This is a genomic window from Microbacterium sp. cf332 (assembly GCF_900102175.1).
Taxonomy (GTDB): Bacteria; Actinomycetota; Actinomycetes; order Actinomycetales; family Microbacteriaceae; genus Microbacterium.
This window is the reverse complement of the sequence record NZ_FNKN01000002.1, coordinates 311926-335435: the sequence shown is the minus strand read 5'-3', so window position 1 is coordinate 335435 and position 23510 is coordinate 311926. Positions and strand designations below refer to the sequence as shown.

The window sequence follows — 23510 nt, the reverse complement described above, 5'->3', positions numbered from 1 at the left end:
ATCGACGGGACCGACGGATGCTCCGCCGGAGAGGGAGCATCATGAGGTTCGGCTACTGGACCCCCACTTACGGCGGCTGGCTGCGCAACGTCGCCGACGAGCACACGCCCGCGACCTTCGAGCACATCGCTCGTATCGCCCGGGCCGCGGAGGACGGCGGCTTCGACGTGACGCTCGTTCCCGAGCTCAACCTCAACGACATCAAGGGTCATTCCGGCCCCGCCCTCGACGCCTGGGCCATCGCGACCGCGACGGCCGCCGTGACATCCCGGCTGGAGATCATGGCCGCGCTGCGGCCGAGCTACCACCCCGTCGCTCTCGCCGCGAAGCAGGCCGCCACGATCCAGGAGATCGCTCAGGGCCGCTTCACGCTCAACGTCGTCTCGGCGTGGTGGGCCGAGGAGGCGCGGCAGTACGGCATCTCGTTCGCCGACCACGACGACCGCTACGCGCTGACGACCGAGTACGTCGAGGTGCTTCACGGGCTGTGGTCGCAGACGCCGTACAGCCACGAGGGGCGTCACTTCTCGCTCGAGGGCACCCACCTCGAACCCAAGCCCGTGACGGCGCCGCTGATCTACGCGGGCGGTGAGAGCGAGGCGGGCCGGGCGGCGATCGCGGGCTTCGCCGACGCCTACGTCACGCACGGGGGCACGGTCGACGAGCTCCGGACGAAGATCGCTGACATGCGGGCGCGCCGCGAGCGCGTCGGCAAGCCCGCGTTCCGGCACTTCGGCATGGCGGCGTTCGCGATCGTCCGCGACACCGAGGAGGAAGCGCAGGCCGAGCTCGCGCGGATCACCGACGTGCGCTCGGGCGCGGCCTACGAGTCGTACCAGGACTTCGTGACCAAGTCGCAGCTCGACGTCGAGATCAGCCTGCGGGAGTACTCGGTGTCGAACCGCGGTCTGCGCCCCGAGCTCATCGGAACGCCGCAGCAGGTCGCCGACCGCATCCGGGAGTTCCAGGACGTCGGCGTCGACACCCTGCTGCTGCAGTTCTCGCCCGCGCTCGACGAGCTGGAGCGCTTCGCCGAGCGGGTCATCCCGCTCGTCAACGACGCGCCCGCCTGACGACGCACGAGGCGGGTCCGGAAGACACCGGACCCGCCTCGCGGACGACGACTCGACTCACCTCAGAGTGAACTCGACCGTCGTAGTGTTGCCGGCGACGTCGTGCACGACGAGCGTGTTCGCGCCCGGCACCGCGCCGAACATCCCGGGCTTGACGAAGTTGACGTCGGACCACGCGTTGTCCGTCAGATCCTTCGTCACACCGTTGAGCACCGCCTTGTCGATCTTCCCCGCGTCGTGCAGCTTGAAGCTCACGAGCGAGTAGTCATCGCCGTCACGGGTCGTGAACGACGCGCCGTCCTTCACCGTCACGGTCGGCGGGGTGGCGTCGATCGTGACGTCGAACGTCTTCGTCTGCGCGACGTTGCCGGCCAGGTCGTGCGCGTTGAAGCGGACCGTGTACTTCCCGTCGGGAAGCGTCACCGAGGCGGTGTGCGTCGCCGCCGCAGCGCCGTCGACCGCGGTCTGCGTGCTCCTGACGAGCGTGCCGTCGCGGTAGACGTTAGCCACGATGCGAGCGAGCCCCCGATCGTCCGTCGCATCGACCCGCAGGTCGAGCGCGCGGTGCGGACCGGCCGTCGTCGGAGCGGCCAGCGTCACGACCGGCTTGACGGTGTCGGGCTCCGGCTCGGGCGTCGTGGCCGGGACGATCTGCACGTCGTCGACGAAGCCCGTGTTGTCGCCGTCGGTCGTCGTGGCGACGAATGAGATCGTGTGCTCGCCCTCCTCGACGGTGAACGGCTCGGACTCGAAGGCGGTGTACTTCCCGTCGCGGGTCGGCACGAAGTGCCCGAGCTTCTGATCGTCGACGAGGACGTCGAACTCCTGCTGACCGCCGAAGCCCACGCGATTGGCGGCCGCGAAGGTGATCGCGAAGGTGCCGGCCGGGAAGCGCACGGTCTGATCGATGCGGCTCGCGAGTCCGGAGTCGCTCTTGAGGTACGCCGTGCGCTCGCCCTGCGGGGCGGGGAAGGCGGGCTGGAACACGCTGTTGTTGTGCTGGATGCCGGCACGAGCGCTGAACGTCCATCCGTTGACCATCGGCCCGTTCGAGGTGCCGCCCGTGGCGGGGCGTTCGAAGCCGGCGTTGTAGATCGTGACGATCGGCTCCTCCTCGGGGATGTCCGGGTTCACGAAGCACCGGTTGTCGCCGCCCGGGTTGGGGTCGCCGCCGAAGGATGCCGCGGCGCAATCCACGCCGTCGGTGAAGGTGCCGAAGCGGAACAGGCCGTCGGAGCCGAAGGCCACGCTGGCCTCGCCCTCGAAGGTGCAGTCGCCGCCGTCCTGGTACTGGCAGAAGACGTACCCGTCGGGTGCGTTCTGCACGTCGAGCACCTTGTACAGACGCGACGTCACGCCCGAGTCCTCGAGGCCGTCGCCCACCGCGATAGCTCGCAGGTAGGTCGTCTTGAGGGGCTCGAGCACGATCTGGCCCGTGTACAGCGTCGATTCGGCGGTCGGGACGCTGCCGTCCGTCGTGTAACGGATCTCGGCGCCGGGAGTGCCGGTCGTGATGCTGACCGCTTCGACCGACTCGTACAGGCCCGGCTCGAGGCTGAACACCGGTGCATCCGCCACACCGGCCTTCGATGCCGGCGTGACCAGCACCTGGGCGACGCCGTAGACGCCCTCGGTCAGTGTCGCGCGGATCGCGACGGTGCGCTCGGTCTCGACATCCGGGGCCGTGAAGACGCCGTCCTCGTCGATCGAGCCGTTGCCCTCGCCCACGACCGACCAGGTCAGGTCGCCGGCCCCGTCGATGATGCGCGCATCGAGGTCGAGCTGCGCGCCCCCGGCGATCACCGATTCGACCGGGTCGACGGCCACCTGCGTCGCCGCCGACGACGTCGTGTAGACGGCGAAGGTGTTCTCGTCTCCGACGGCGTCGTCGACGAAGGCGTTGGCCTCGGGCGTCAGCGTTCCCGACGACGCGGGCAGCAGCGCGTTCTTGTCGGGCTCGACGATCGAATCCGAGTACGCGAGGCGCGTGAACGGCTCGGTGACCTCGCCGCCGGTGAACTCGACGCGCACGTCCTTCGGCGATCCCGACTGGGTCTCGACGAGCACCGTGAGCTCGCCGTCGCGATCGCGGAAGGCGGTCGCGCGGATGTCGTCGTGGGAGGTCTCCGTGCCGAGCACCGTGCTGTGCTCGGGGATGTAGCGCATCAGCAGGCCGGCCTCGGAGAACGCCGCGGTCGGCTCGAGACCGAGCACGAGCGAGTCCCACAGGTTGTACGAGCCGTTCGTGTCGCCGGCCGGGTCGTGCGTTATCACGCCGTTGAGCTGCCACACGAGGTTCGAGTGGACGCCGTTGTTGGCGCTGCCGATGATGTAGTTCGCGTATCCGGTCTCCCAGACACTCGTTCCGGGGTTCGTCCACCCCATCTCGGAGAGGTTCAGTGGCGCGTCGCCGATCGTCGCACGGCGCTGATCGATCGCATGACCGAGGAACTCGTACGACTCCCCGTAGAGGTGGAACGAGTACTGGTCGAACACGTCGCCCGCGTTCTCGGCCATGTACTGCGTCCAGTCGGGCGCGTTGACCTCCTCGGGTCCCCAGATCTGCAGCTCGTCGCGCAGTCCGTCCGCGATGAGCTGGTCGTGGACCTTGCGCGCCATCTCGGCGTAGTACGCCTTCTGGTCGGCCGGTCCCTCGAAGTCCCAGCTGCCGTTGGGCTCGTTGTAGAAGGTCAGGAAGTCGATGTTGTCGTAGCCGCGCGCGTTGATCAGCTCGTCGAGCAGGGCCGACGCGGATCGGCCGTAGGTGTCGAGGTCGCCGGGGGCGCTCTCGTAGGGCTTGGTCACGCCTGGGTAGAGGAACCAGTCGTGGACCCGCTCGCCGACCTTCCAGCCGAAGTTGAGCAGCACCTCGGTGCCGGCCTGCTCGAACGCGTCGAGATAGCGGTAGAACGCGCGCATCTCGGGGCTCTCGAAGTCATACTGGCCCTTCTCCAGCTCCATCCAGTCGATCTGGAACCAGACGCGCGCGACCTTGGGCTGAAGCGTGAGGATGCGTTCGACGTCGACCTCCCAGTCGGCGTCGTCGTAGCCGAGGCGGGTGGTGCCCTCGAGCAGACTCCACGGTATGACGTTCACGCCGATGCCGAGATAGTCCTCTTGCACGACCTGATCGAGGTCGACGGTCACCGTCCGCTGCTCTGCGGGTGCGGTGTCATCGGCGGTGGCGGGGGTCACGGGTCCGAAGGCGGCTGCCAGTACGGAACCGGCGATGACGGTGGCGGTCGCTGCGGAGGCAGCGCCGATTCGTCGTTTCACGGGGGGATCTCCTATCTGCGTCGATGGAGCGCAGTCGCTCACGGCTCGGGACCGTCGATGGCGACACCAGGTAGTGCGACTACGAACATCTGATGTGGAGCACGGTATATCAGGGCGACCAGGAGCCACAAGGAGGCCCATTCCGTGATTATTTGTAGTCGGGCTACCCATATGAACTAATTTCAGGTACTTTACTTTTCGCCGGACCACCCGGCCCCGAGCCCGCACATCGACGTGTCGGAAAGGAACGACGATGATCCTCCGTACCCCCTGGTCCCGTGGCGCTGCGCCGCTCGCCGCGGGAGCGCTCGCCCTCCTGCTCGTCGCCGGCTGCGCTCCGCAGAGCGGCGACGACCGCGGCATCTCGATCTCGACCGGCGCGATCGGCGACATCACGAAGAACTTCAACCCCTTCTCCCCGAACGTCCTGCAGCCGACGCTCGGGGCGATCTACGAGCCGCTGTTCTTCTACAACAACCTCGCCGTCGGCGAGCCGCAGCCGATGCTCGGCACGGAGTACTCCTGGAACGACGAGGCGACGGAGCTGACAATCCAGGTCCGCGACGGCGTCACCTGGTCGGACGGCGAGGCCCTCACGGCCGAGGACGTCGCATTCACCTTCGACCTGATCGCCGACACCCCCGAGATCAACACGATCGGCTACACCGGCTCGGCCGAGGCGGTCGACGACGACACCGTGGTCGTGACGTTCGACGAGCCGTCGCTGCCGATCGGACCCGAGCTCATCGGCCGCACGGCCATCGTCCCCGAGCACCTGTGGTCGCAGTTCGACGACGTCGCCAACTTCGTCAACGAGGAGCCCGTCGGCACCGGTCCCTTCGCCCTGTCGACTTTCACGCCGCAGAGCTACGTGCTGCAGAAGAACACCTCCTACTGGCAGGAGGGCAAGCCCGCGCTCGAGACGCTGCGCTACGTCTCGTTCGCGAGCGGCGATGCCGCGACGACCGCGATGGTCAACGGGCAGCTCGACTGGAACACCGGCCTCGTGCCCGACTTCACCGACGAGGTCGAGTCGAACCCGACACTCAACCAGATCAACACCCCTATCAATCAGACGGCCTGGATCGCGTGCGCCGACGCCTCGCTCGGCTGCACGGGGCCGCAGACCGACCCCGCCGTGCGCCTCGCGATCAGCCTCGGGCTCGACCGTCAGGAGATCATCGACATCGCGTTCGAGGGTCTCGGCGCGGCCGTCTCGCCCGCCATGCTGCTGCCCGAGCGTGACGCCGAGTACATCGCGTCGGACCTCGACGACACCACATCGCCGTCGGCCGACGCGGCCGCGGCCGCGGCCGTGCTGCAGGAGGCGGGCTGGGCCCCGGGCGCCGACGGCGTCTACGAGAAGGACGGCGAGCGGCTGAGCGTCACGGTGCAGGTGCCGCAGGAGTGGACGTCGTACGTCACCGCCGTCGAGGTCGCCTCGCAGCAGCTGACCGACATCGGCATCGATCTCACTGTCGAGGCGCTCCCGGGCGCCCAGTGGAACGAGAACCGCTTCTCGGGCGAGTTCTCGTTCACGATGGACGGCGTCTACCAGGGGCCGTCGGCCGACCCGTACTACATCTACGCGAACTACTACACGACCGCCGCCACCGCCCCGGTCGGCGAGCAGGCGCCCACGAGCTACGCGCGCTACACCGACCCCGAGGTCGATGCCCTCGTCGACCAGGCCCGCGTCGAGGTCGACCCCGAGCGGCGCCGCGAGCTGTACTTCGACATCCAGCGCATCATCGCGGCATCCATGCCGTACATCCCGGTCCTCGTCGTGCCGACGGTGACCTACTACAACACCGATGACGCGACCGGCTGGCCCACCGAGGACGACCTCTACGCGTTCCCCGCCGCGTGGTCGATCTGGAACCTCGGCGTCGTGGCGGCCAACCTGCAGCCGGTCGGCGAGTAACCGATGCGGATGAGGCGTCGAGCCGTGCGGGAGGCGCGGGGATGAAGTACTACGGAAAGAAGCTCGCGTTCTACGGCATCGCGCTGTGGGCCGCGGTGACCCTGAACTTCTTCATCCCGCGTCTGCTGCCGGGCAACCCCGTCGACATCATGCTCGCGAAGCTCGCGCAGAAGGGGCCCGTCAGCCCCAGCGCGCGGCAGAGCCTGGAGCTGCTGCTCGGCACGAACTCCGACGCTCCGGTGTGGGAGGCGTACCTCGGATACCTCCGGAACGTGCTCTCGTTCGACTTCGGGCCGTCGATCACGTACTACCCGACGCCCGTCGTCGACGTCATCTCGCAGGCGCTGCCCTGGACGATCGTGCTCGTGGGGGTGTCGACCGTGCTCTCGTTCGTGCTCGGCATCACCCTCGGCACGATCGCCGGATGGCGGCGGGGCGGCTGGCTCGACAACCTCATCCCCGTCACCACCATGCTGCAGGCCGTGCCGTACTTCTGGATGGCCATCATCCTGGTGTACCTGCTGGCCGTGATCTGGCCGATCTTCCCGGCCTTCGGCGGGTACGACATCTACACGACGGTGCCCGGCTGGTCGGCCGACTTCCTCGGCAGCGCCGTGTACTACGCGTTCCTGCCCGCCCTCACGATCGTCATCAGCTCGGTGGGCGGCTGGATGCTGGGCATGCGCAACATGATGGTCGCGACGCTGTCGGAGGACTACATCACGACGGCCGAGGCGAAGGGCCTCTCGCCCGTGCGGGTGCGGCAGCGATACGCGGCGCGCAACGCCATCCTGCCCTCCGTCGCCGGGTTCGCGCTGTCGCTGGGATTCGTCGTCTCGGGATCTCTCGTCACCGAGCAGGTGTTCTCGTATCCGGGCATCGGATACGCCCTGCTGCAGTCGGTGAACAACAACGACTATGCGCTGATGCAGGGCCTGTTCCTGGTGATCACGCTCGCCGTGCTCGCCGCCAACCTCATCGTCGACCTCTTCTACGGAGTGATCGACCCGCGTACCCGGATCCGGAGGTAACGGATGTCGTCGCAGTCGGTCACGGCCACCCTCGCTCAGCTCTCCCCACGTCGTCGTCGGCGCCGTCCCGTGAGCGCCAAGCTCGTCGTCGGGCTCTCGATCACCGGCGCAATCGTGCTCTTCGGGCTGGTCGCCCCCCTCTTCGTGGGCGACCCCTTCCGCATCCGTCCGGTGGGGACCACGGCCCCGAGTGCCGAGTTCTGGCTCGGCACGACGCAGAAGGGGCAGGACATCTTCGCCCAGCTCGCCGTGTCGACCACCAACTCGCTGCTCATCGGCGTGATCGTCGGCGTGCTCAGTCTCGTGCTGTCCGCGTTCTTCGGCATCGTCGGCGCGTACCTCGGCCGCTGGTTCGATGAGGCGTTCTCGCTCATCACGAACATCGCGCTCGTCATCCCGGGCCTGCCGCTCATCATCGTCGTCTCGAGCTACGTCGAGAGCCGCGGTCTCGGCGTGGTCGCCCTGATCCTGGCGTTCACGAGCTGGGCGGGAGGGGCACGCGTGCTGCGTGCGGTCACCCTGAGCCTGCGCAGCCGCGACTACGTCGCCGCGGCCCGCGTCGCCGGCGAGCGGACGTTCCGGATCATCACGGTCGAGATCCTGCCGAACCTGCTCCCCATCCTGGCCTCGTCATTCATCTTCGGCGTCGTGTCGGCGATCCTCGCCGAGGCCGGGCTCTCGTACCTCGGTCTGGGCGTGACGACCGACTACACGTGGGGCCGCATGCTGTACGACGCCCAGATGGGCTCCGCGCTCCGGGCGGGCGCGTGGTGGTGGTTCGTGCCGCCGGGTCTGCTGATCGCCACTCTCGGCGCGGCGCTGTCGCTCGTCAACTTCGCGCTCGACGAGATCGTGAACCCCAAGCTGCGACTGCCCGTCGCCGCGCGCCCGCGTCGGAAGGCCGCCTCATGAACGACGTCGTGTTGAGCATCGACGATCTGCGCATCGACTACGCCTCCGACCCGGTGGTACACGCGGTCGCCGGTGTGAGCTTCGAGCTGAAGCGGGGCGAGATCCTCGGCATCGCCGGCGAGTCCGGCTGCGGCAAGACCACCCTCGCCTACGGCATCACCCAGCTGCTGAAGCCGCCGGCCGAGCTCGTCGGCGGGTCGGTGCTCTTCCGGGGCGGCGATGAGTCCGTGCGCGTCGACCAGCTCGAGGGCGGGGAGCTGCGCGCGTTCCGGTGGGACAAGATCTCGATGGTCTTCCAGGGCGCGATGAACGCGCTCAACCCGGTGCTGCGCGTGCGAGCCCAGCTCGAGGACGTGCTGACGACGCACCGGCCCGCCATGACGAAGCCGGAGCGCCGCGCCCGTTGCGAGCACCTGATGCGCGTCGTGGGCGTGCCGGTCGAGCGGCTCGACGCCTACGCGCACGAGCTGTCGGGCGGGATGCGCCAGCGGGTGATGATCGCGATGGCGCTGCTACTCGATCCGCCCGTGATGATCATGGACGAGCCCACGACCGCGCTCGACGTCGTCGTGCAGCGCGAGATCATCGCCGAGATCACGCGGCTGCGCGACGAGCTCGGCTTCGCCGTCATTTTCATCACGCACGATCTGCCGCTGCTGCTCGAGATCAGCGACCGTATCGCGATCATGCGGCGCGGCGAGATCGTCGAGCTCGCTCCCACCCGCGACATCTACCACCGGCCGCAGGACCCGTACACGCGCGAACTGCTCGCAGCGTTCCCGAGCCTGACGGGCGAACGGCTCGGGTACGCCGGCGCGACGACGCGGACGGAGGAGGACGCATGAGTGCGATCGAGGCCATCGGGCTGCGCAAGACGTACGGTACGGGGCGCGGCGCCGTCGAGGCGGTGAAGGGCGTCGACCTCGCGATCGACTACGGGCAGACGGTCGCGCTCGTCGGCGAGAGCGGCAGCGGCAAGTCCACCATCGCCAAGATGCTGCTGCTGCTCGAGCAGCCCAGCGGCGGTGAGCTCCTGCTCGACGGCGAGAAGCCGCCGACGCGGGGGCGGGCGGCGCGGGAGTACCGCACAGCTGTGCAGATGGTCTTCCAGGACCCGTTCGCGTCGCTCAACCCCTTCCACTCGATCTACCACCACATCGCCCGACCGCTCGTGATGTCGGGACGCGCGCGGGGGCGGGCACAGGTGCAGCGTGCCGCCGCCGAACTGCTCGAACGCGTTCAGCTCGATCCGGACGAGTACCTGCACCGCCGCCCCCACGAGCTGTCGGGCGGTCAGCGTCAGCGCGTCGCCATCGCCCGCGCCCTCGCGCCCGCGCCACGGGTGCTGATCGCCGACGAGCCGGTGTCGATGCTCGACGTCTCCATCCGGCTCGGCGTGCTGCGCCTGCTCGCCGACATCCAGCAGCAGGACGAGCTCGCCGTGCTCTACATCACGCACGACCTGGCGACCGCGCGGCACTTCTCCGACGAGATCCTGGTGATGTACCACGGCGAGATCGTCGAACGCGGGCCGGCCGACGGCGTCATCCTGCATCCGCAGCACGCCTACACGCAGCGGCTCGCGGATGCCGCACCCGACCCGCACCGCCGGTTCGCGGACGTCCCGTGACCGGCGCATCGCGGCGTCCGCAGCGGGCGCACACGTGGGTGACCCCGAAGATCTTCGCCGACCTCGCCGACCCGGCGCCGGGCGTCGTCGCGTTCTTCGACCACTACGGCGACTGGTTCGCCCGCGTCGACGAGGTCGTCGTCACCTTCTGCGCCGGCAACGGCGACCACGTGCTCGCATACCCGGGCTCGGGCCACGAGACGACGCGGTTCGACTGGGGCCGCTACAACTCGTACGTCGGCACCGCCGTCTCGACGCGGGACCACAACGGACACTGGTTGCGGGTCGCACGCGAGGACCGCGTGATCGCCGGCAACCCGTTCCACGCGGGGCCGGCGTTCGTCCTCAGCGAGCAGCCGATGGACTATGCGACGCTCGCGGCGATCTACCGCGCGTTCCGCGACGAGGCGCGCGGCCGCGGCATCCCGCTCGTGCTGCTCGAGTACCTCGAGCCGGGCTCGGAGTTCTGCGCATGCGTGTGGAAGACGGAACGGCATCCCGAGGCGGCGTCCGGGTGGGTCGACGCGGGCGGGAACATCGCCCCGGGCCTGCTCGACGTCGCCGCGGTGCTCGACGCCGACGTCGAGACGTACGCGGCCTACCCGGACGGCATCCCCGCCGGCGAGCCGGTCGAGCGGTTCGCCGCACGACAGATCGCGGCGTTCGTCGCCGACCTCGGGCTCGACGGCATCACCCTCGGGAACCAGTTCGGGCTCATCGGCATCTGGCATCCCCAGCACGCGGTCGAGTCGACGCCGGAGCGGCGTGCATCGGTCACACGGTTCTTCACCCGGCTGCGCGAGCTGCTCGACGCGGGTTCGGGCGCGGGTTCGGATTCGGGTGCGGGCGCCGGCGCGCGGATCTACTGGCAGGACTCGTTCTGGCCCGTCGAGGTGGAGCAGGACGTCTGGGGGATGACCGACGAGGCGTACGCGGCGCTGAGCGGCATCGTCGTCTCGAACTTCGCCGTCCTCGCGCGCGAGGAGAACATCGACGCATCCGCCCGCAGCAAGATCGCGCTGCGCGAACGCCTCGGCGGCGAGCTCGAGGTCATCTACTCGCTCGACTTCGTCGACCCCTGGTACTGGTACCGGGTCTACCTCGACTCGCCGCACTTCTGGCATCGCCAGCGTGCCGTCTACGGCGAGCTGAGTGGGATGCTGGACGGCGTCATGTTCTTCGCCAACGACACGTTCGGGCACTTCGTGATGCCCGACCCGCTCGGCACGACCCTCGCGCTGCTGCCGCGACGGGACGCCGACGCGCGCCCCGATCCGGATGCCGATGCGTCCCGCCCCTGAACCGGATGGCGCACCCGTGCGCCGCCCCACCCGGGCGGTCGTGCTCGAGCTCATCCGCGTGGCGGGTCCGATCAGCCGCACCGAGCTCGCCGAAGCGACGGCGCTGACACCCGCGACCATGACCACGGTCGTGCGTGATCTCATCGCCGACGGTCTCGTCGTCGAGACGGGGGTCGGCGAGCCGACCGGCGGCAAACGGCGGACGCTGCTCGAGGCGCGGCCCGACTCGCGGTACGCGATCGGGATCGTGCTCGGATTCGCCGCCACCTCGTACGTCGTGGTGAACGTGTGGGGTGAGCTCGTCGCCGAGCGTTCGGGTGCCGGGGCCGACCGTCTCGAGCCCGCGGAGGTCGTCCGGCGCATCGCGGGAGAGGTCGACTCGATCATCGCCGAGGCGGGCATCGAGCGCGAGATCGTCGCCGGCGTGGGCATGGTCGTGCCGGGGCCGATCGACATCCGCAGCGGCGCCGCCGTGCAGCTTCCCTCGTCGCTGCCCTGGTCGGACTTCAGCGTGAGGGACGCGCTCGCCGATGCCCTCGGGCTGCCGGTCGTCATGGAGAACGACGCCACCGCCGCCGCCGCGGGGGAGTACTGGTCGCGCGCGACGGGCGGCCAGGGCACGTTCGCCACGATCCACATGGGCATCGGCATCGGGGCGGGCATCATGATCGCGGGCGAGCTGCTGCGCGGCGTCAGCGGCAACGCGGGCGAGATCGGCCACGTCTCGATCGACCTCGACGGCCCGCGCTGCCACTGCGGCAACCGCGGCTGCCTCGAGCTGTTCGCCGCACCGCCCGCGGCGGAGGAACGCTACCTCGCGCTCACGGGCCGGCGCCGTGGCTGGCTCGACATCGCCGAGCGCGCGGGCGCCGGCGACGACGCGGACGCCGTCGCCACGGTCGCCCGATCGGCCGACGCGCTCGCCGTCGCGGTCACGAGCCTCGTGAACCTGCTCGATCTCGACCTCGTGGTGCTGACCGGCGCCGGTTTCGCCGGCGCCGCACCCGTGTTCGCCGAGCGGATCGGCACGGTGCTCGCGGGCACGTTCTTCGCGCGCCGTTCGCACCCCGTGCGGGTCGTGGCCTCGGCCGACCCGGACCGATCAGCCGCCCTCGGCGGCGCCGCGATCGTGCTGCGTGAGGCTCTGGCCGGCCCGCGCGCCCCGCTCTGAGGCATCCGCTCGGCGGGTCAGGCCGAGGCCGCGCGGGAGAGGCGCTCGACGGTGGCCCAGTCGCCGGTGCGCAGCGCGTCGGCGGGCACCATCCACGAGCCGCTGACCGCGAAGACCGCGGGATCGGCGAGGTACGCGGGAGCGTTGTCGGCCGAGACTCCGCCCGACGGCAGGAACCGTACGTCGGGGAACGGCCCGGCGAACGCCCGCACCGCGGCGAGTCCGCCCACGAGGCCGGCGGGGAAGAGCTTGAGGTGCCGGATGCCGCGGCGCAGCGCCGCCTGGATGTCGCTGGCCGTCGCGACGCCGGGCACGATCGGCAGGCCGCGCTCGGCGCAGCGATCGACGACGTCGGCGTCGAAGCCGGGCGAGACGGCGAACGCGGCCCCCGCGTCGGCGACGGCGTCGACCTGATCGAGCTCGACGACGGTGCCGGCGCCCACGAGAATGTCGTCTCGATCGCGCAGCGCGCGGATCGCGTCGATGCCCGCGGGGGTGCGCAGCGTGATCTCAGCGCACCGGATACCGCCCGCCACGAGCGCGTCGGCGAGCGGGTGGGCGGCTGCGGCATCGTGCAGCACGATGACCGGAACGACCCGTTCCCCCCGCAGCGGTCCCGTTCCGTGGAGCGGCCCCGTGCCGCCCAGCCGCCCGGCCTCGCCCCGCGGCCCGGTCATACCGGGAATCCGACGCCCGCGGTCAGCAGGACGTTGGCGTATGGGGTGTCCTCGGCGGTGCGGACGGCGAAGCGGATGTCGCCCTCCCGCTTGAGGTCCGCGTGGGAGAGGGTCGTGGCGTCGGGCAGGTGGCGTTGCACCTCGCCGGCGATGCGGGGGTTGGCGGTGGCGAGCTCCTCGGCCACGACGGCGGCCTCCACGACGACCTCGGCGAGGATCGCGTCGAGCACGGGCGCGAAGCCGGGCAGCCCGTAGACGACCCGCAGGTCGACGACGGGCACCCCGGCGGGAACGGGAAAGCCGGAGTCGGTCACGAGGAACCGGTCGGTGTGGCCGAGCCCGGCGAGGCGGCCCGCGAGGTCGGCGTTGAGGATGCCGCGACGCTTCATCAGGCGTCCTGCGACGTCGGGGCGACCACGATCTCGCGGAAGCTGATGTGCTGGGGCAGCTGGTAGGCGGTGAGGATCGCCTGCGCGATGTCGTCGGGACGCAGGCCCCCGCCGATGCTGCTCTTGTAGTCGAGGTAGCCGTCGAGGACGTCGCCTTCGCCGGTGTTGCCCAGCAGGCCGGTGTCGACCATGCCCGGGGCGACGAGCAGTACCCGCACGCCGTGTGCGGCGTTCTCGCGACGCAGTCCTTCGGTCATGGCGTGGACCGCGTACTTCGTGCCGTTGTAGACCGTGTGGTCGGTGTAGAGCTGCTTGCCGGCGATGGAGCCGATGTTGACGATCGTGCCGCGCCCGCGCGCCTGCATCCCCGGCAGTACGAGTTGGCTGTTCTTCATGAGGGCGACGCAGTTGACGTCGAACTGCTCCTGGACGAGCGCGGGGTCCTGTTCGGCGACCGACGACAGCGCCATGAGGCCCGCGTTGTTCACGAGCAGGTCGGTGGGACCGAACCGCTCCTCGGCCCGCGCGAGCGCCTCCGCCACCGCTGCGGTGTCGGTGACGTCGACGGCCGCGAGCTCGGCGTCGTCGAGACCGAGCTCGGCCATGGGCTCGAGTCGGCGGGCGATGAGCAGCAGCGGATGGCCGGCCGCGGCGAAGGCGCGCGCGGTGGCGGCGCCGATGCCGGAGCTCGCACCGGTGATGACGACGAGGGGGAGGTCGGTCATGAGGGGTTCTCCTGTGTCGGGGTGAGGGAGGCGAGGGCCGAGACGGCCGCATCGAACCGCCCGCGGGCGTCGGCGTACGACTCGGGGTCGGCGGGCACGATCTCGTCGAGGCCGGTGTGCGCGGCATCCGCCCGCGCGTAGTCGTCCCAGATGCCGAGTCCGACGAACGCGATCGCGGCAGCGCCGAGAGTGGCTGCCTGCTGGTCGACCGTCGAACGCTGCAGGGGCGACCGCAGGATGTCGGCGTAGACGCGGTTCCACAGGGCCGACCGGCTTCCGCCACCGGTGATGAGCAGCGGCTCGCGCGAACCGCTGAGCTCGCGCATGCGGGCGAGGCTGCGGTCGAGCGAGAAGGCGATGCCCTCGAGACAGGCGCGCACGAGATCCGCGGGGCCGGCGCCGAGGTGCAGGCCGGTGAACCCGCCGCGCACGTCGCTGCCGCCTTCGAGCGGGGTGCCTCCCGCGAGGGTGGGGACGAAGCTCACGCCGCGAGCCCCGGGAACGCTGCCGGCCGCGAGATCGATGAACGTCGCGGTGTCGGTGCCCGGCGCGAGGGTCTGGTGCAGCCACTCGAGGCTCGTGCCGCTGCTGAAGGTCGACAGTGCGCTGATGAAGAGCCCGGGGATCGCGTGCGCGAAGACGTAGGGGCGCGCATGGTCGTCGATGACCGGTCGCGCCGATGTCACGGTGATCCAGCTCGACGAGCCGAGTGCCGCGTAGATGCGGCCTTCGGCGGTGCCGCGCGAGCCGAGCGCCATGGCCGCGTTGTCGACCGCGCCCGCGAAGACGGGGATGCCGGTCGGCAGGCCGAGGTCGCCGGCGGCCGCCGCGGTGATCCAGCCCACCCGCTCCGATGACGGCACGATGCGGGGGAAGACGTCTTGCGGCAGCTCTGCAGCGGCGAGGAGCTCGTCGTCGTATCCGCCTGTCGCGAGGTCGTACGCGCCGCTCCCCGAGGCCATCGAGGGGTCGGTCGCGAGCTCGCCGGTCAGACGCAGGTTGATCCAGTCCTTCGACCCGACGAGGTGCCGCGTGCGCCCCCAGGCGTCCGGGTCGTCGGCGCGGAACGCCGCCGCCTTCGTCAGCGGGTAGAGCGCGGCACCGAACCCGTTGCCGGTGCGGCGATACCACTCGGCTTCGGAGGTGCCGCCGAAGACGGCGTCGGGGCGCCCGCGGGTGTCGGACCAGATCGGGGTCGTGGGCGCGACGAGCTCGCCGCGCTCGTCCAGCTGCACCGCGCCGAGGCTCTGGCCCGACAGGGCGATGCCGGCGATGCGCTCGCGCGCTCCGGGGGAGCGTTCCAGCAGGTGCCGGGTCGACGCCGCGACGGCATCCCACCAGTCGGCGGGCGCCTGCTCGTTGCGCCCGGGCGCGGGATGGCTCGTCGGGTAGGGTACGACGGTCTCGGCGAGCATCGTCGCCGCCGGGGTCCACAGTGATGCCTTGCAGCCCCCGGTGCCGAGGTCGTAGGCCAGGACGAGGTCGCGCTCGATGCCGAGTCCGGTCATCGTCAGCGCGTCGACCCGGCGAGCTCGCCGAGCCGGTCGAACGACGGCCCCGAGGTGGGGATGTCGACGTCGAAGACCTCGGCGATCACCTGCGTCCAGCCGTGCACGAAGTAGATCCACCCGTCCTCGACCTGCAGCGAGCGCGACTGCTCCTGCGCGCGCGCCTGGTCGAGGAAGACGAGGTCGCCGCGGTAGTTCAGGTCCCAGGCGACCGATCGCTCGGGGAAGACCGCGGCGCCGGTGAGCGGCGAGCCGGGTGCGTCCTTGCCGAGTCCGGTCGCGTTGACGACGAGCGAGCGTGGCGCGAGGCCGGCGAGCACGCGGTCGTTGTCCTCGGGGGTGGGGGTGAGGACGTACTCGAAGGCGGTGTCGGTGTCGAGCTCGGCGTGGATCTCGCGGATGTGATCGAGTCGCTGCGCCGAACGGTTGGTGACGATGATGCGCTCGGGGCGGTCGGGTCCCGACTCGCGTCGCGAGAGGTACCAGCTGATCGCGATGGTCGAGCCGCCGGCGCCCATGCAGAGGGCATCGGCGCCCGTGCCCTCCCAGAAACCGCGGGGCAGGAACGCATCGAGGGCGAGGCCGCTCGAGATGGGGTCCTTCGCGTGGCAGATGAGGCGGCCGTCGCGCTTGGAGATGCAGCTCGTCTCGCCCATGAGGCGCGCGAACGGATCGATCTCGTCGAACATGTCGGCACAGGCGGCGAAGAGGTCGATCTTGTGGGTCGTGACGAGGGCGCCGAGGCTCAACGGGTCGTTGGCGATGAAGTCGACCACCCTCCGGTAGTCCTCGCGCGGCGCGTGCAGCGGCAGATCGATGCCCTGCAGCACGGCGCCGTCGAGCCCGAGCTCGTCGGCCCAGCGCGGGAACACCTGCTGGATCGACGACCGGCCGGTCGTCACCCCGATGAAGTAGAGCGTCGGAGTCTGCGCGGGGCGCAGTCCCGTGGCGTCCATGGTCTGGATGATGCTCATGCGTCGTCTCCCCGTGCGTCCGTCGCCGCCGCGACCGCCGCGACGGCCGAATCCGCGTTCATGCCGAACCGGGTGACCCCGAGGGCCGCCATGGCTCGAATCGTCTCGATGTCGCGGATGCCGCCGGCGGCCTTGATCGCGGCACGGCCGTCGACCTGGTCGGCGATGATCCGGATGTGGTCGATCGTCGTGGGGCGTCCCGACCACCCGGTGCCCGTCTTGATCCAGGGGATGCCGGCCGCGACGGCGGCGTCCACGCCCCGGCGGATCGCGGTCTCGTCGAGGTGGCCGACCTCGAGGATCGCGCGCAGCGGCACCCGGCCGTCGACGACCTCGGCGACGGCGGTGAGCTGATCGGTCACGTAGCCGGTCTCGCCCGAGCGCAGGCGTCCGATCGCCACGACGACGTCGAGCTCCTGCGCGCCGAGCTGCAGCAGCTCGCGTGCCTCCGCGACCTTGGTCGCCGTCGTCGCGCCGCCGCTGGGGAAGCCGACGGGCGAGCCCGCGAGCACTCCGGTACCGGCGAGAAGATCGCGGATCACCGGCAGCCAGCCCGGCAGCACGTGCGCGCTGACGAATCCTCCGGCGGCGGCACGGCGGGCGAGCTCCTCGATGTCGGCGCGCGCGTGCTGCGCCTGGACGCAGCTGATGTCTATGTGGGCGGCGAGGTCGCCCAGGACGGCCTCGGCGTCCGCTGCGGTCGTGGTCTCAGGCACGGTAGCCTCCGTGATCCGGGTTGCGACGAGTGGTCCAGCCGCCGGCATCGTCGGCGACCACGAGCTGGCTCATACCGCCCGCGCGTTCGATGATGCCGTAGTCCTGCCCCGCTTCGGTGGCGTAGGCGAAGAGGGTCGCGAGCAGCTCCTCGCCGACGTTCACGCTGCGGTGCACCCACCCGCCGGGAACGTGGACCGCGACGCCGGGGGTGATGGGTACCGCTCGTGATTCGCCGTCGACGCTGTCGAGGAGCATGACTCCCGAACCGGCGATGCCGAAGTACAGTTCCGCGAACTCGGCCTGAGCGTGCAGGTGACCGCGGGTCATCGCGAACTCCGCGCCGACGCGACCGGGCCGCAGCACGCTGAGGCCGATCGTGAGGGCGCCGCGTCCGGTGTCGGGGGTGCTGCCGTCGACCCAGTACACCGGTGCGCCGTCGTCGGCCGCGAGGGCGGCGTCGAACGCGGCGGCGTCCCGATAGAGCCCCCGCAGATCGGCGAGGTGCTTCTCGTAGCGCTCGGTGGGCCCCGTGAGTGCACCGGCGAGGGCCTCGACGGTGAGGGCGGCGGGTTCAGCCGGTCGTGCAGCGGCGCACATGCTCACATCCATTCCTTGCGACCCGGGTCTCGGATCGGTAGTGATACTACGCGAATCGGCCGTAGGGGTGCAATGAAGACCGCCGAGCGCCGGATTTCGCTCGATTTTCCGGTAGTTGTGCTACTTCTAGAGGGGTGACTTTCCATGCCCTGCATTCCGGCTGGCACCTCACGCACGTCGCTGGAGACGTGCCGGAGACCTACGCCGAGACCACCCGTTCGAGCATCCCCGCCACCGTCCCCGGCGTCGTGCACACCGATCTGCTGGCCGCCGGCCTGATCCCCGACCCCTACGTCGACGACAACGAGTCGGCGCTGGCATGGATCGGCCACTCCGACTGGGCGTACGAGACGACCTTCGCCTGGTCGGACGACGGCGAGGCGGTCCACGACCTCGTCGCGCAGGGACTCGACACCGTCGCGCGCGTCATCCTGAACGGGCGGGAGCTCGGACGCACCATCAATCAGCACCGCACCTACCGGTGGCGGCTCGGTGAGCTGCTCCGCGCCGGCGACAACGTGCTGCGCGTCGAGTTCTCGTCGCCGATCGCCTACGCCCGCGAGCGCGAGGCCGTTCTCGGGGAGCGCCCGCACTCGTACGTGCACCCCTTCAACGCGATCCGGAAGTCGGCGTGCAATTTCGGGTGGGACTGGGGTCCCGCGGTCGTCACCGCCGGCATCTGGCGCGACATCGGGATCGAGGGCTGGAGCGACGTCCGCATCGCAGGCGTGCGTCCCGTCGTCGGCGTCGACGGTGACCCGCACCGAGTCGACGTGCACGTGGAGCTCGAGTGGCAGCAGCCCGCCGCGGACGGCGGCGGCGCGGGGGCCCACGAGATCGCGACCGAGGTCGCGGGCGAGCGCGTCACCGCGTCGGTCGATCGCGGTGACGTGAACGCGACGCTGTCGCTGCGCGCCGCGGATGCCGAGCTGTGGTGGCCCCGGGGCTACGGCGACCAGCCGCTCTACGACCTGCGGGTCGCGGTGGGCGAGCGAGAGGCGCGTCGTCGCATCGGGTTCCGCTCGGTGACGCTCGACGTCGAGGCCGACGAGGACGGCAGCCCCTTCGCGCTCGCCGTCAACGGGCGTCCCGTGTTCATCAAGGGGGCGAACTGGATCCCCGAGGACACCTTCTTCCCGCGCGTGACGCGCGAGCGGCTCGCCGAGCGTTTCGACGACGCCGCCGAGGCGAACATGAACCTGCTGCGCGTGTGGGGCGGGGGCATCTACGAGTCGGAGGACTTCTACGATCTCGCCGACGAGCGCGGCATCCTGGTATGGCAGGACTTCCTCCTCGCCTGCGCGGCCTACAGCGAGGACGCCGAGCTGTGGGACGAGTTCGCCGCTGAGGCGCGCGACAACGTCGCCCGCCTGACCGGCCGCGCGAGCCTCGTGATCTGGAACGGCGGCAACGAGAACATCTGGGGCTGGGTCGACTGGAAGTGGCGGCCGCGGCTGCGCGGTGCGACGTGGGGCGACGGCTACTACCAGCGGCTCTTCCCCGAGATCGTGGCCGAGCTCGCGCCCACGACGCCGTATTCGCCCGGAAGCCCGTACGGCTTCAGCTCGTACGTGCACCCCAACGATCCCGCGCACGGCACGACGCACATCTGGGACGTCTGGAATCAGGTCGACTACGACGTCTACCGCACGTACCGACCGCGTTTCGTGTCCGAGTTCGGCTTCCAGGGGCCGCCGGCATGGTCGACCCTGTTCTCCGTCGTGCACGACGAGCCCGCCGATCCGTATGGCCCGCTCATGCTCGTGCACCAGAAGGCGCAGGACGGCAATGGCAAGCTCGAACGCGGTCTCGGCGACCACATCGCCGCGCCCCGCACGATCGAGGACTGGCATTGGGCCACGCAGCTCAACCAGGCGCGCGCGGTGCGGTTCGGTATCGAGCACTTCCGGTCGCTGCATCCGCTGAATCAGGGCGCGATCGTCTGGCAGCTCAACGACTGCTGGCCGGTCATCTCGTGGGCCGCCGTCGACGGGCACGGCCACCGGAAACCGCTCTGGCACGCGCTGCGCGCCGTGTACGCCGACCGGTTCGTGACGATCCAGCCGCGCGAGCACGGGCTCGCGGTCGTGCTGCACAACGACACCGATGCCGTCTGGGATGCCGTTCTGACGCTGCGGCGCACCGGCTTCGACGGCGCCGTGTCGGCCGACGAGCGCGTCACGGTGAGCGTCGATCCGCGACGGGCGATGACGGTGGCGGTGCCCGACACGGTCGTGGCCGCATCGGATCCGGGCCGCGAGCTCGTCTCGGCGGAGCTGTCGACCGGTGAGCGTGCGCTCTGGTACTTCGCCGAAGACCCCGCGCTCGCTCTCGAGCCCGACGGGTTCGAGGTGGCGACCAGGGCGACGGATGCCGGCTACGAGGTGCGCATCACGGCGCGGTCGCTCGTGAAGGATCTCACGCTGCAGGTCGACCGGGTCGATCCGGCCGCGCGCGTCGACCGCGGGCTCGTGACGCTGCTGGCGGGCGAGAGCGAGACGTTTACGATCACGGCTCGCGCCGGGATCGATCCGGGGGCCTTCGCGGCACCCGGCATCATCCGCTCGGCCGGCGATCTCACCCCTGCCCGAGTCGACGCCTGACGCACCGGCTTCGTTGCCGGCTCGCCCGCGTCAGACGCGCCAGGCGAGCCAGGCGGCGGGGTTCCGTCGCAGGATGCGGTCGACGACGTCGTCTCCGGCGGCGTCGCGCAGGCGCGGCACGAAGCGATCGCCGAGGTAGCGCAGGCCCGGGATGCCGCCGTAGGCGCGGTAACGCGTCGCGCGGGCGACGTCGCCCCCGAGTAGCACGCGGTCGGCACCGCCGCGCCGCGCGGCCTCGGTGAGGCAGTCGATCAGCACCGAGTCGGGCCAGTCGCGAGCGCGCGCCGCGCCGTCGTAGCCGAGGAACGCACCGCGCGCCGCGAGTTCTACGTGCAGCCCCGGGTCGGGGTTGCGATCGATGTGGGCCAGCGCGACCCGGTCGGCGGCGACGCCGACGGCGGTCAGGGCGTCGAGGGCCTCGTGGGCCGCCGTGCCGTGCTCGAGGTGCACCATCACCGGGGCGCCGGTGTCACGGTGCGCGGCGCCGACGGCGCTGATCGCCCGGCGGGCCGCGTCGTCGATGCGCCAGTAGCCGAGCCCGACCTTGAGCACCCCGGCTCGCGGCGCGGCCTCCGGACCCGCCTCCGGATCGGGCTCGGGGGCGGAGGCGTCCGGCGCGAGTCCCTCCGCCGCACCCGCCGTCAGATCGCGGAGGAATGCGGCCGCGAGGTCGTCCTCGCTCGCCGTCAGCAGCGGGTGATCCGCGGCGTAGTGCTCGCGCCGGTGGGCGCCGGTGGTCATGACGACGGTCAGGCCCGTCGCGAGCGAGATCCGCCGGATCGCGTCGGGTCGTCGTCCCAGGCCGAGCGGGGTCGCGTCGACGAGCGTGGCGAATCCGGACTCCCGCAGTTCTGCGGCTTCGCGCCCCGAGGCGTCTTCGTCGTCGAGGTCGTCGCCGGGCAGCAGCGGGGAGCGCTGGAAGAGGTGCTCGTGGTAGTTCACGGTGCCGAGGGCGTCGGGCTCGACGTCGCCCGTCACCGTGCGGACCTGCCCGCGCATCCCGGTCGCGGCACCGCTCATGGCGTGACCGGATGCCGCGGCGCGCGGCCCTCGAGCACGGCGCGGAGGTCGGCGGTGGCCATGCCTCCCATGCCGTCGACACCTTCGCGCGTCTGGGCTGCGAGGTGCGGCGTGACGATGACGCGATCGGCGAGGTCGGGGGCGAGCAGGGGTGACGCCCCGTCGCCGTGGTTCTCGGTCGCGAGGGTGTCGGCGGCGTAGGCACAGACGCGGCCGGAGCGCAGCGCGGCGGCGACGGCGTCCTCGTCGACGAGGTCGGCACGGGCGGTGTTGACCAGCAACACGGGGCGGTCGGATGCCGCGAGCCAGGCGTCGTCGACGACGGTCTGCCCGCCCGGGGCGTGCAGGGTGACGACGTCGCACGATCGGGCGAGGTCGTCGGCGGACGCGCGCTCGATCTCGTCGAAGATCGGGTCGTCGGCCGGTACCCAGGGGTCGGCGCCGAGCACGCGCGGGCGGAATCCGCCGAGGCGCTCGATGACCAGGCGCCCGATGCGTCCGAGTCCGAGCACGCCCACCGTGAGCGCCGACAGCTCGCGAGCCTGCCAGCCCGACCAGTCGCCGGCGCGCACCCGGCGGTCGGCGGCCGGCACTCCGCGGAGGGCGGCGAGCAGGAGGGCGACGGTGTGCTCGGCGACCGCGCTGGAGTTGGCGCCCGGGGTGTTGGTGACGACGACGCCGCGCGCCGCGGCCGCCGCCACATCGACCTTGTCGACCCCCACGCCGTATCGGGCGACGACCCGGAGGTCGGGAGCGAGGTCGAGGTGGGCGGCCGTGACGGGACCGGTGCCCGCGATCCATCCGTCGACCCCGGGCAGCAGGACCGCGAGCTCGTCGAGGTCGTGGGCGGGACCCGAACGCACGACCTCGTAGCCGGCGGCGTCCAGTTCGGCGGCGAGGTCGACGCCGCCGCTGCCGAACGACCGCGAGGTGACGAGCACGCGACGCGGACGCTCGGCGGTCACGAGGCCCGCTCGCCGTCCGACGTCCGCTCGCCGTCCGCGGCCTGATCGTCCTCGGCGCCACGGTGGCGCATCGAGGCGAGCTCGCTCTTCATGCGGCGGATCGCAGCGGTGTGCTCGGGGCTGCGCCGCAGCGCGACGCCCGTCGCGAGGATGTCGATGACGACGAGGCCCGCCAGGCGGCTCGTCGACGGCGTGTAGACGTCGGTGTCCTCGAACGTGCGCGCGATGAGCGGCACGGCGGCGATGTCGGACAGGGGGCTCGGACGGCCGGTGATCGAGATCACGGTGGCGCCGGCCTTGCGTGCAGCCTCGGCGACGATCATCGTCTGCTCGGTGTGGCCGGTGTTCGAGATCGCGACCGTGACCGACCGGGGTCCGCTCATGGTCGCCGCGATGAACTGCTGGTGGAAGTCCTCGGGTGCCTGGCAGGGCACGCCGAACAGGGGGAACTTCTGCTGCGCGTCCTGAGCGATGATGCCGCTCGCGCCGAAGCCGACGAACAGGATGTCGGATGCGCCGAGGATGAGCGCGATGGCCTCCTCGACCGCGGCAGCGTCGAGCGTGCGCCGCGCCCGGTCGAGGCTCGAGATCGTGTGATCGAAGATCTTCTCCGACAGGTCGGCGCTCGAGTCCTCGGGGGTGATCGACGAGTGCGTCACGGGGAGCCCGAGGGCGAGGGTCTGGGCGAGCTGGATGCGGAAGTCCTGGAAGCCCTCGCAGCCCACCGACGCGCAGAAGCGCATGACCGTCGGTTCGCTGACCTCGGCGGCCTCGGCGAGCCCCGCCATCGTGAACTGCACCGCCCCGACGGGGTTGTCGAGCACGATCGCGGCGACGCGCTGCTCGGAGCGTCGCAGACTCGGCAGCTGCCGGGTGATGCGCTCGAGGAGCGTGTCGCTCGAGTCCTCGGCGGGCGCTGCGGTGGTGCCGGATGCGCCGGGTGCGGTGTCCGTGGTCACGGATCCCCCCTCCATGTAGTATCGCTACAAATCCTACCCCACCACCTCCGAAGGGCAC

The 23510-nt window shown here is 70.8% G+C and carries 20 protein-coding genes; 9 read left to right on the top strand and 11 right to left on the bottom strand.

Translation table 11 applies throughout. The features are described 5' to 3' along the window. The first annotated feature begins 41 nt into the window (after positions 1–41). On the top strand, positions 42–1073 hold the full coding sequence (locus tag BLT21_RS08665; protein ID WP_091501097.1) for an LLM class flavin-dependent oxidoreductase: 1032 nt from the start codon (positions 42–44) through the stop codon (positions 1071–1073). Positions 1074–1130: 57 nt separating this feature from the next. On the opposite strand, the gene BLT21_RS15750 is transcribed toward BLT21_RS08665, so the two are convergent. Further along, positions 1131–4349, bottom strand: a complete 3219-nt coding sequence (locus BLT21_RS15750; protein WP_143024960.1) for a chitobiase/beta-hexosaminidase C-terminal domain-containing protein — start codon at positions 4347–4349, stop codon at positions 1131–1133. Positions 4350–4602: 253 nt separating this feature from the next. Here BLT21_RS15750 and BLT21_RS08650 point away from each other — a divergent pair, with 253 nt between their 5' ends. From BLT21_RS08650 to BLT21_RS08620, 7 genes are read left to right on the top strand one after another with little or no spacing between them, the layout of a single operon-like run. Further along, on the top strand, positions 4603–6273 hold the full coding sequence (locus tag BLT21_RS08650; protein ID WP_091501095.1) for an ABC transporter substrate-binding protein: 1671 nt from the start codon (positions 4603–4605) through the stop codon (positions 6271–6273). Between the two features lie 41 nt (positions 6274–6314). Beyond that, positions 6315–7304 (top strand): ABC transporter permease, encoded by a 990-nt coding sequence (locus tag BLT21_RS08645; protein WP_091501093.1) that lies wholly within the window; start codon positions 6315–6317, stop codon positions 7302–7304. A gap of 3 nt (positions 7305–7307) precedes the next feature. Next, complete coding sequence (locus BLT21_RS08640; RefSeq protein ID WP_091501090.1) at positions 7308–8216, top strand: ABC transporter permease; 909 nt, start codon at positions 7308–7310, stop codon at positions 8214–8216. Then, positions 8213–9061, top strand: coding sequence for an ABC transporter ATP-binding protein (locus BLT21_RS08635; protein ID WP_091501088.1), 849 nt, complete (start codon positions 8213–8215; stop codon positions 9059–9061). Before BLT21_RS08640 ends, BLT21_RS08635 begins: the two co-directional genes overlap by 4 nt. Then, positions 9058–9846, top strand: coding sequence for an ABC transporter ATP-binding protein (locus BLT21_RS08630; protein WP_091501085.1), 789 nt, complete (start codon positions 9058–9060; stop codon positions 9844–9846). Before BLT21_RS08635 ends, BLT21_RS08630 begins: the two co-directional genes overlap by 4 nt. After that, positions 9843–11147: a hypothetical protein gene (locus BLT21_RS08625; RefSeq protein WP_091501082.1), complete on the top strand. Its 1305-nt coding sequence runs from the start codon at positions 9843–9845 to the stop codon at positions 11145–11147. The genes BLT21_RS08630 and BLT21_RS08625 overlap by 4 nt, the downstream gene beginning before the upstream one ends. Before the next feature lie 16 nt (positions 11148–11163). Next, positions 11164–12318: an ROK family transcriptional regulator gene (locus BLT21_RS08620; RefSeq protein ID WP_176786850.1), complete on the top strand. Its 1155-nt coding sequence runs from the start codon at positions 11164–11166 to the stop codon at positions 12316–12318. 17 nt (positions 12319–12335) lie between these two features. On the opposite strand, the gene eda is transcribed toward BLT21_RS08620, so the two are convergent. The 7 genes from eda to BLT21_RS08585 are packed head-to-tail and all read right to left on the bottom strand — an operon-like array spanning position 12336 to position 17905. Then, complete coding sequence (eda, locus tag BLT21_RS08615) at positions 12336–12995, bottom strand: bifunctional 4-hydroxy-2-oxoglutarate aldolase/2-dehydro-3-deoxy-phosphogluconate aldolase (RefSeq protein ID WP_091501078.1); 660 nt, start codon at positions 12993–12995, stop codon at positions 12336–12338. Beyond that, positions 12992–13384 carry a D-ribose pyranase gene (rbsD, locus tag BLT21_RS08610; RefSeq protein ID WP_091501076.1) on the bottom strand — a complete coding sequence of 131 codons (393 nt, stop codon included), beginning with the start codon at positions 13382–13384 and terminating at the stop codon, positions 12992–12994. The genes eda and rbsD overlap by 4 nt, the downstream gene beginning before the upstream one ends. Beyond that, entirely contained in the window at positions 13384–14109 is a 726-nt protein-coding gene (locus BLT21_RS08605; RefSeq protein ID WP_091501074.1) for an SDR family oxidoreductase, read from the bottom strand. Before BLT21_RS08605 ends, rbsD begins: the two co-directional genes overlap by 1 nt. After that, on the bottom strand, positions 14106–15617 hold the full coding sequence (locus BLT21_RS08600; RefSeq protein WP_091501071.1) for a xylulokinase: 1512 nt from the start codon (positions 15615–15617) through the stop codon (positions 14106–14108). Before BLT21_RS08600 ends, BLT21_RS08605 begins: the two co-directional genes overlap by 4 nt. A 2-nt stretch (positions 15618–15619) precedes the next feature. Further along, positions 15620–16591, bottom strand: a complete 972-nt coding sequence (locus BLT21_RS08595) for a shikimate dehydrogenase family protein (RefSeq protein WP_091501069.1) — start codon at positions 16589–16591, stop codon at positions 15620–15622. Further along, on the bottom strand, positions 16588–17307 hold the full coding sequence (gene deoC / locus BLT21_RS08590) for a deoxyribose-phosphate aldolase (protein ID WP_176786849.1): 720 nt from the start codon (positions 17305–17307) through the stop codon (positions 16588–16590). Before deoC ends, BLT21_RS08595 begins: the two co-directional genes overlap by 4 nt. Further along, positions 17300–17905: a glucose-6-phosphate isomerase family protein gene (locus BLT21_RS08585; RefSeq protein ID WP_256336050.1), complete on the bottom strand. Its 606-nt coding sequence runs from the start codon at positions 17903–17905 to the stop codon at positions 17300–17302. Before BLT21_RS08585 ends, deoC begins: the two co-directional genes overlap by 8 nt. Before the next feature lie 134 nt (positions 17906–18039). Between BLT21_RS08585 and BLT21_RS08580 the strand changes: the two genes are divergently transcribed. Further along, positions 18040–20508, top strand: a complete 2469-nt coding sequence (locus BLT21_RS08580) for a glycoside hydrolase family 2 protein (protein ID WP_091501062.1) — start codon at positions 18040–18042, stop codon at positions 20506–20508. 30 nt (positions 20509–20538) lie between these two features. On the opposite strand, the gene BLT21_RS08575 is transcribed toward BLT21_RS08580, so the two are convergent. Genes BLT21_RS08575 through BLT21_RS08565 form a run of 3 tightly spaced genes read right to left on the bottom strand, consistent with a single transcriptional unit; the run spans position 20539 to position 23452 of the window. Continuing rightward, on the bottom strand, positions 20539–21528 hold the full coding sequence (locus BLT21_RS08575; RefSeq protein WP_256336000.1) for a phosphotriesterase family protein: 990 nt from the start codon (positions 21526–21528) through the stop codon (positions 20539–20541). Next, positions 21525–22493 carry an NAD(P)-dependent oxidoreductase gene (locus BLT21_RS08570; RefSeq protein WP_091501060.1) on the bottom strand — a complete coding sequence of 323 codons (969 nt, stop codon included), beginning with the start codon at positions 22491–22493 and terminating at the stop codon, positions 21525–21527. Before BLT21_RS08570 ends, BLT21_RS08575 begins: the two co-directional genes overlap by 4 nt. Beyond that, positions 22490–23452, bottom strand: coding sequence for an SIS domain-containing protein (locus BLT21_RS08565; RefSeq protein ID WP_256335999.1), 963 nt, complete (start codon positions 23450–23452; stop codon positions 22490–22492). Before BLT21_RS08565 ends, BLT21_RS08570 begins: the two co-directional genes overlap by 4 nt. Between the last annotated feature and the right edge of the window lie 58 nt (positions 23453–23510).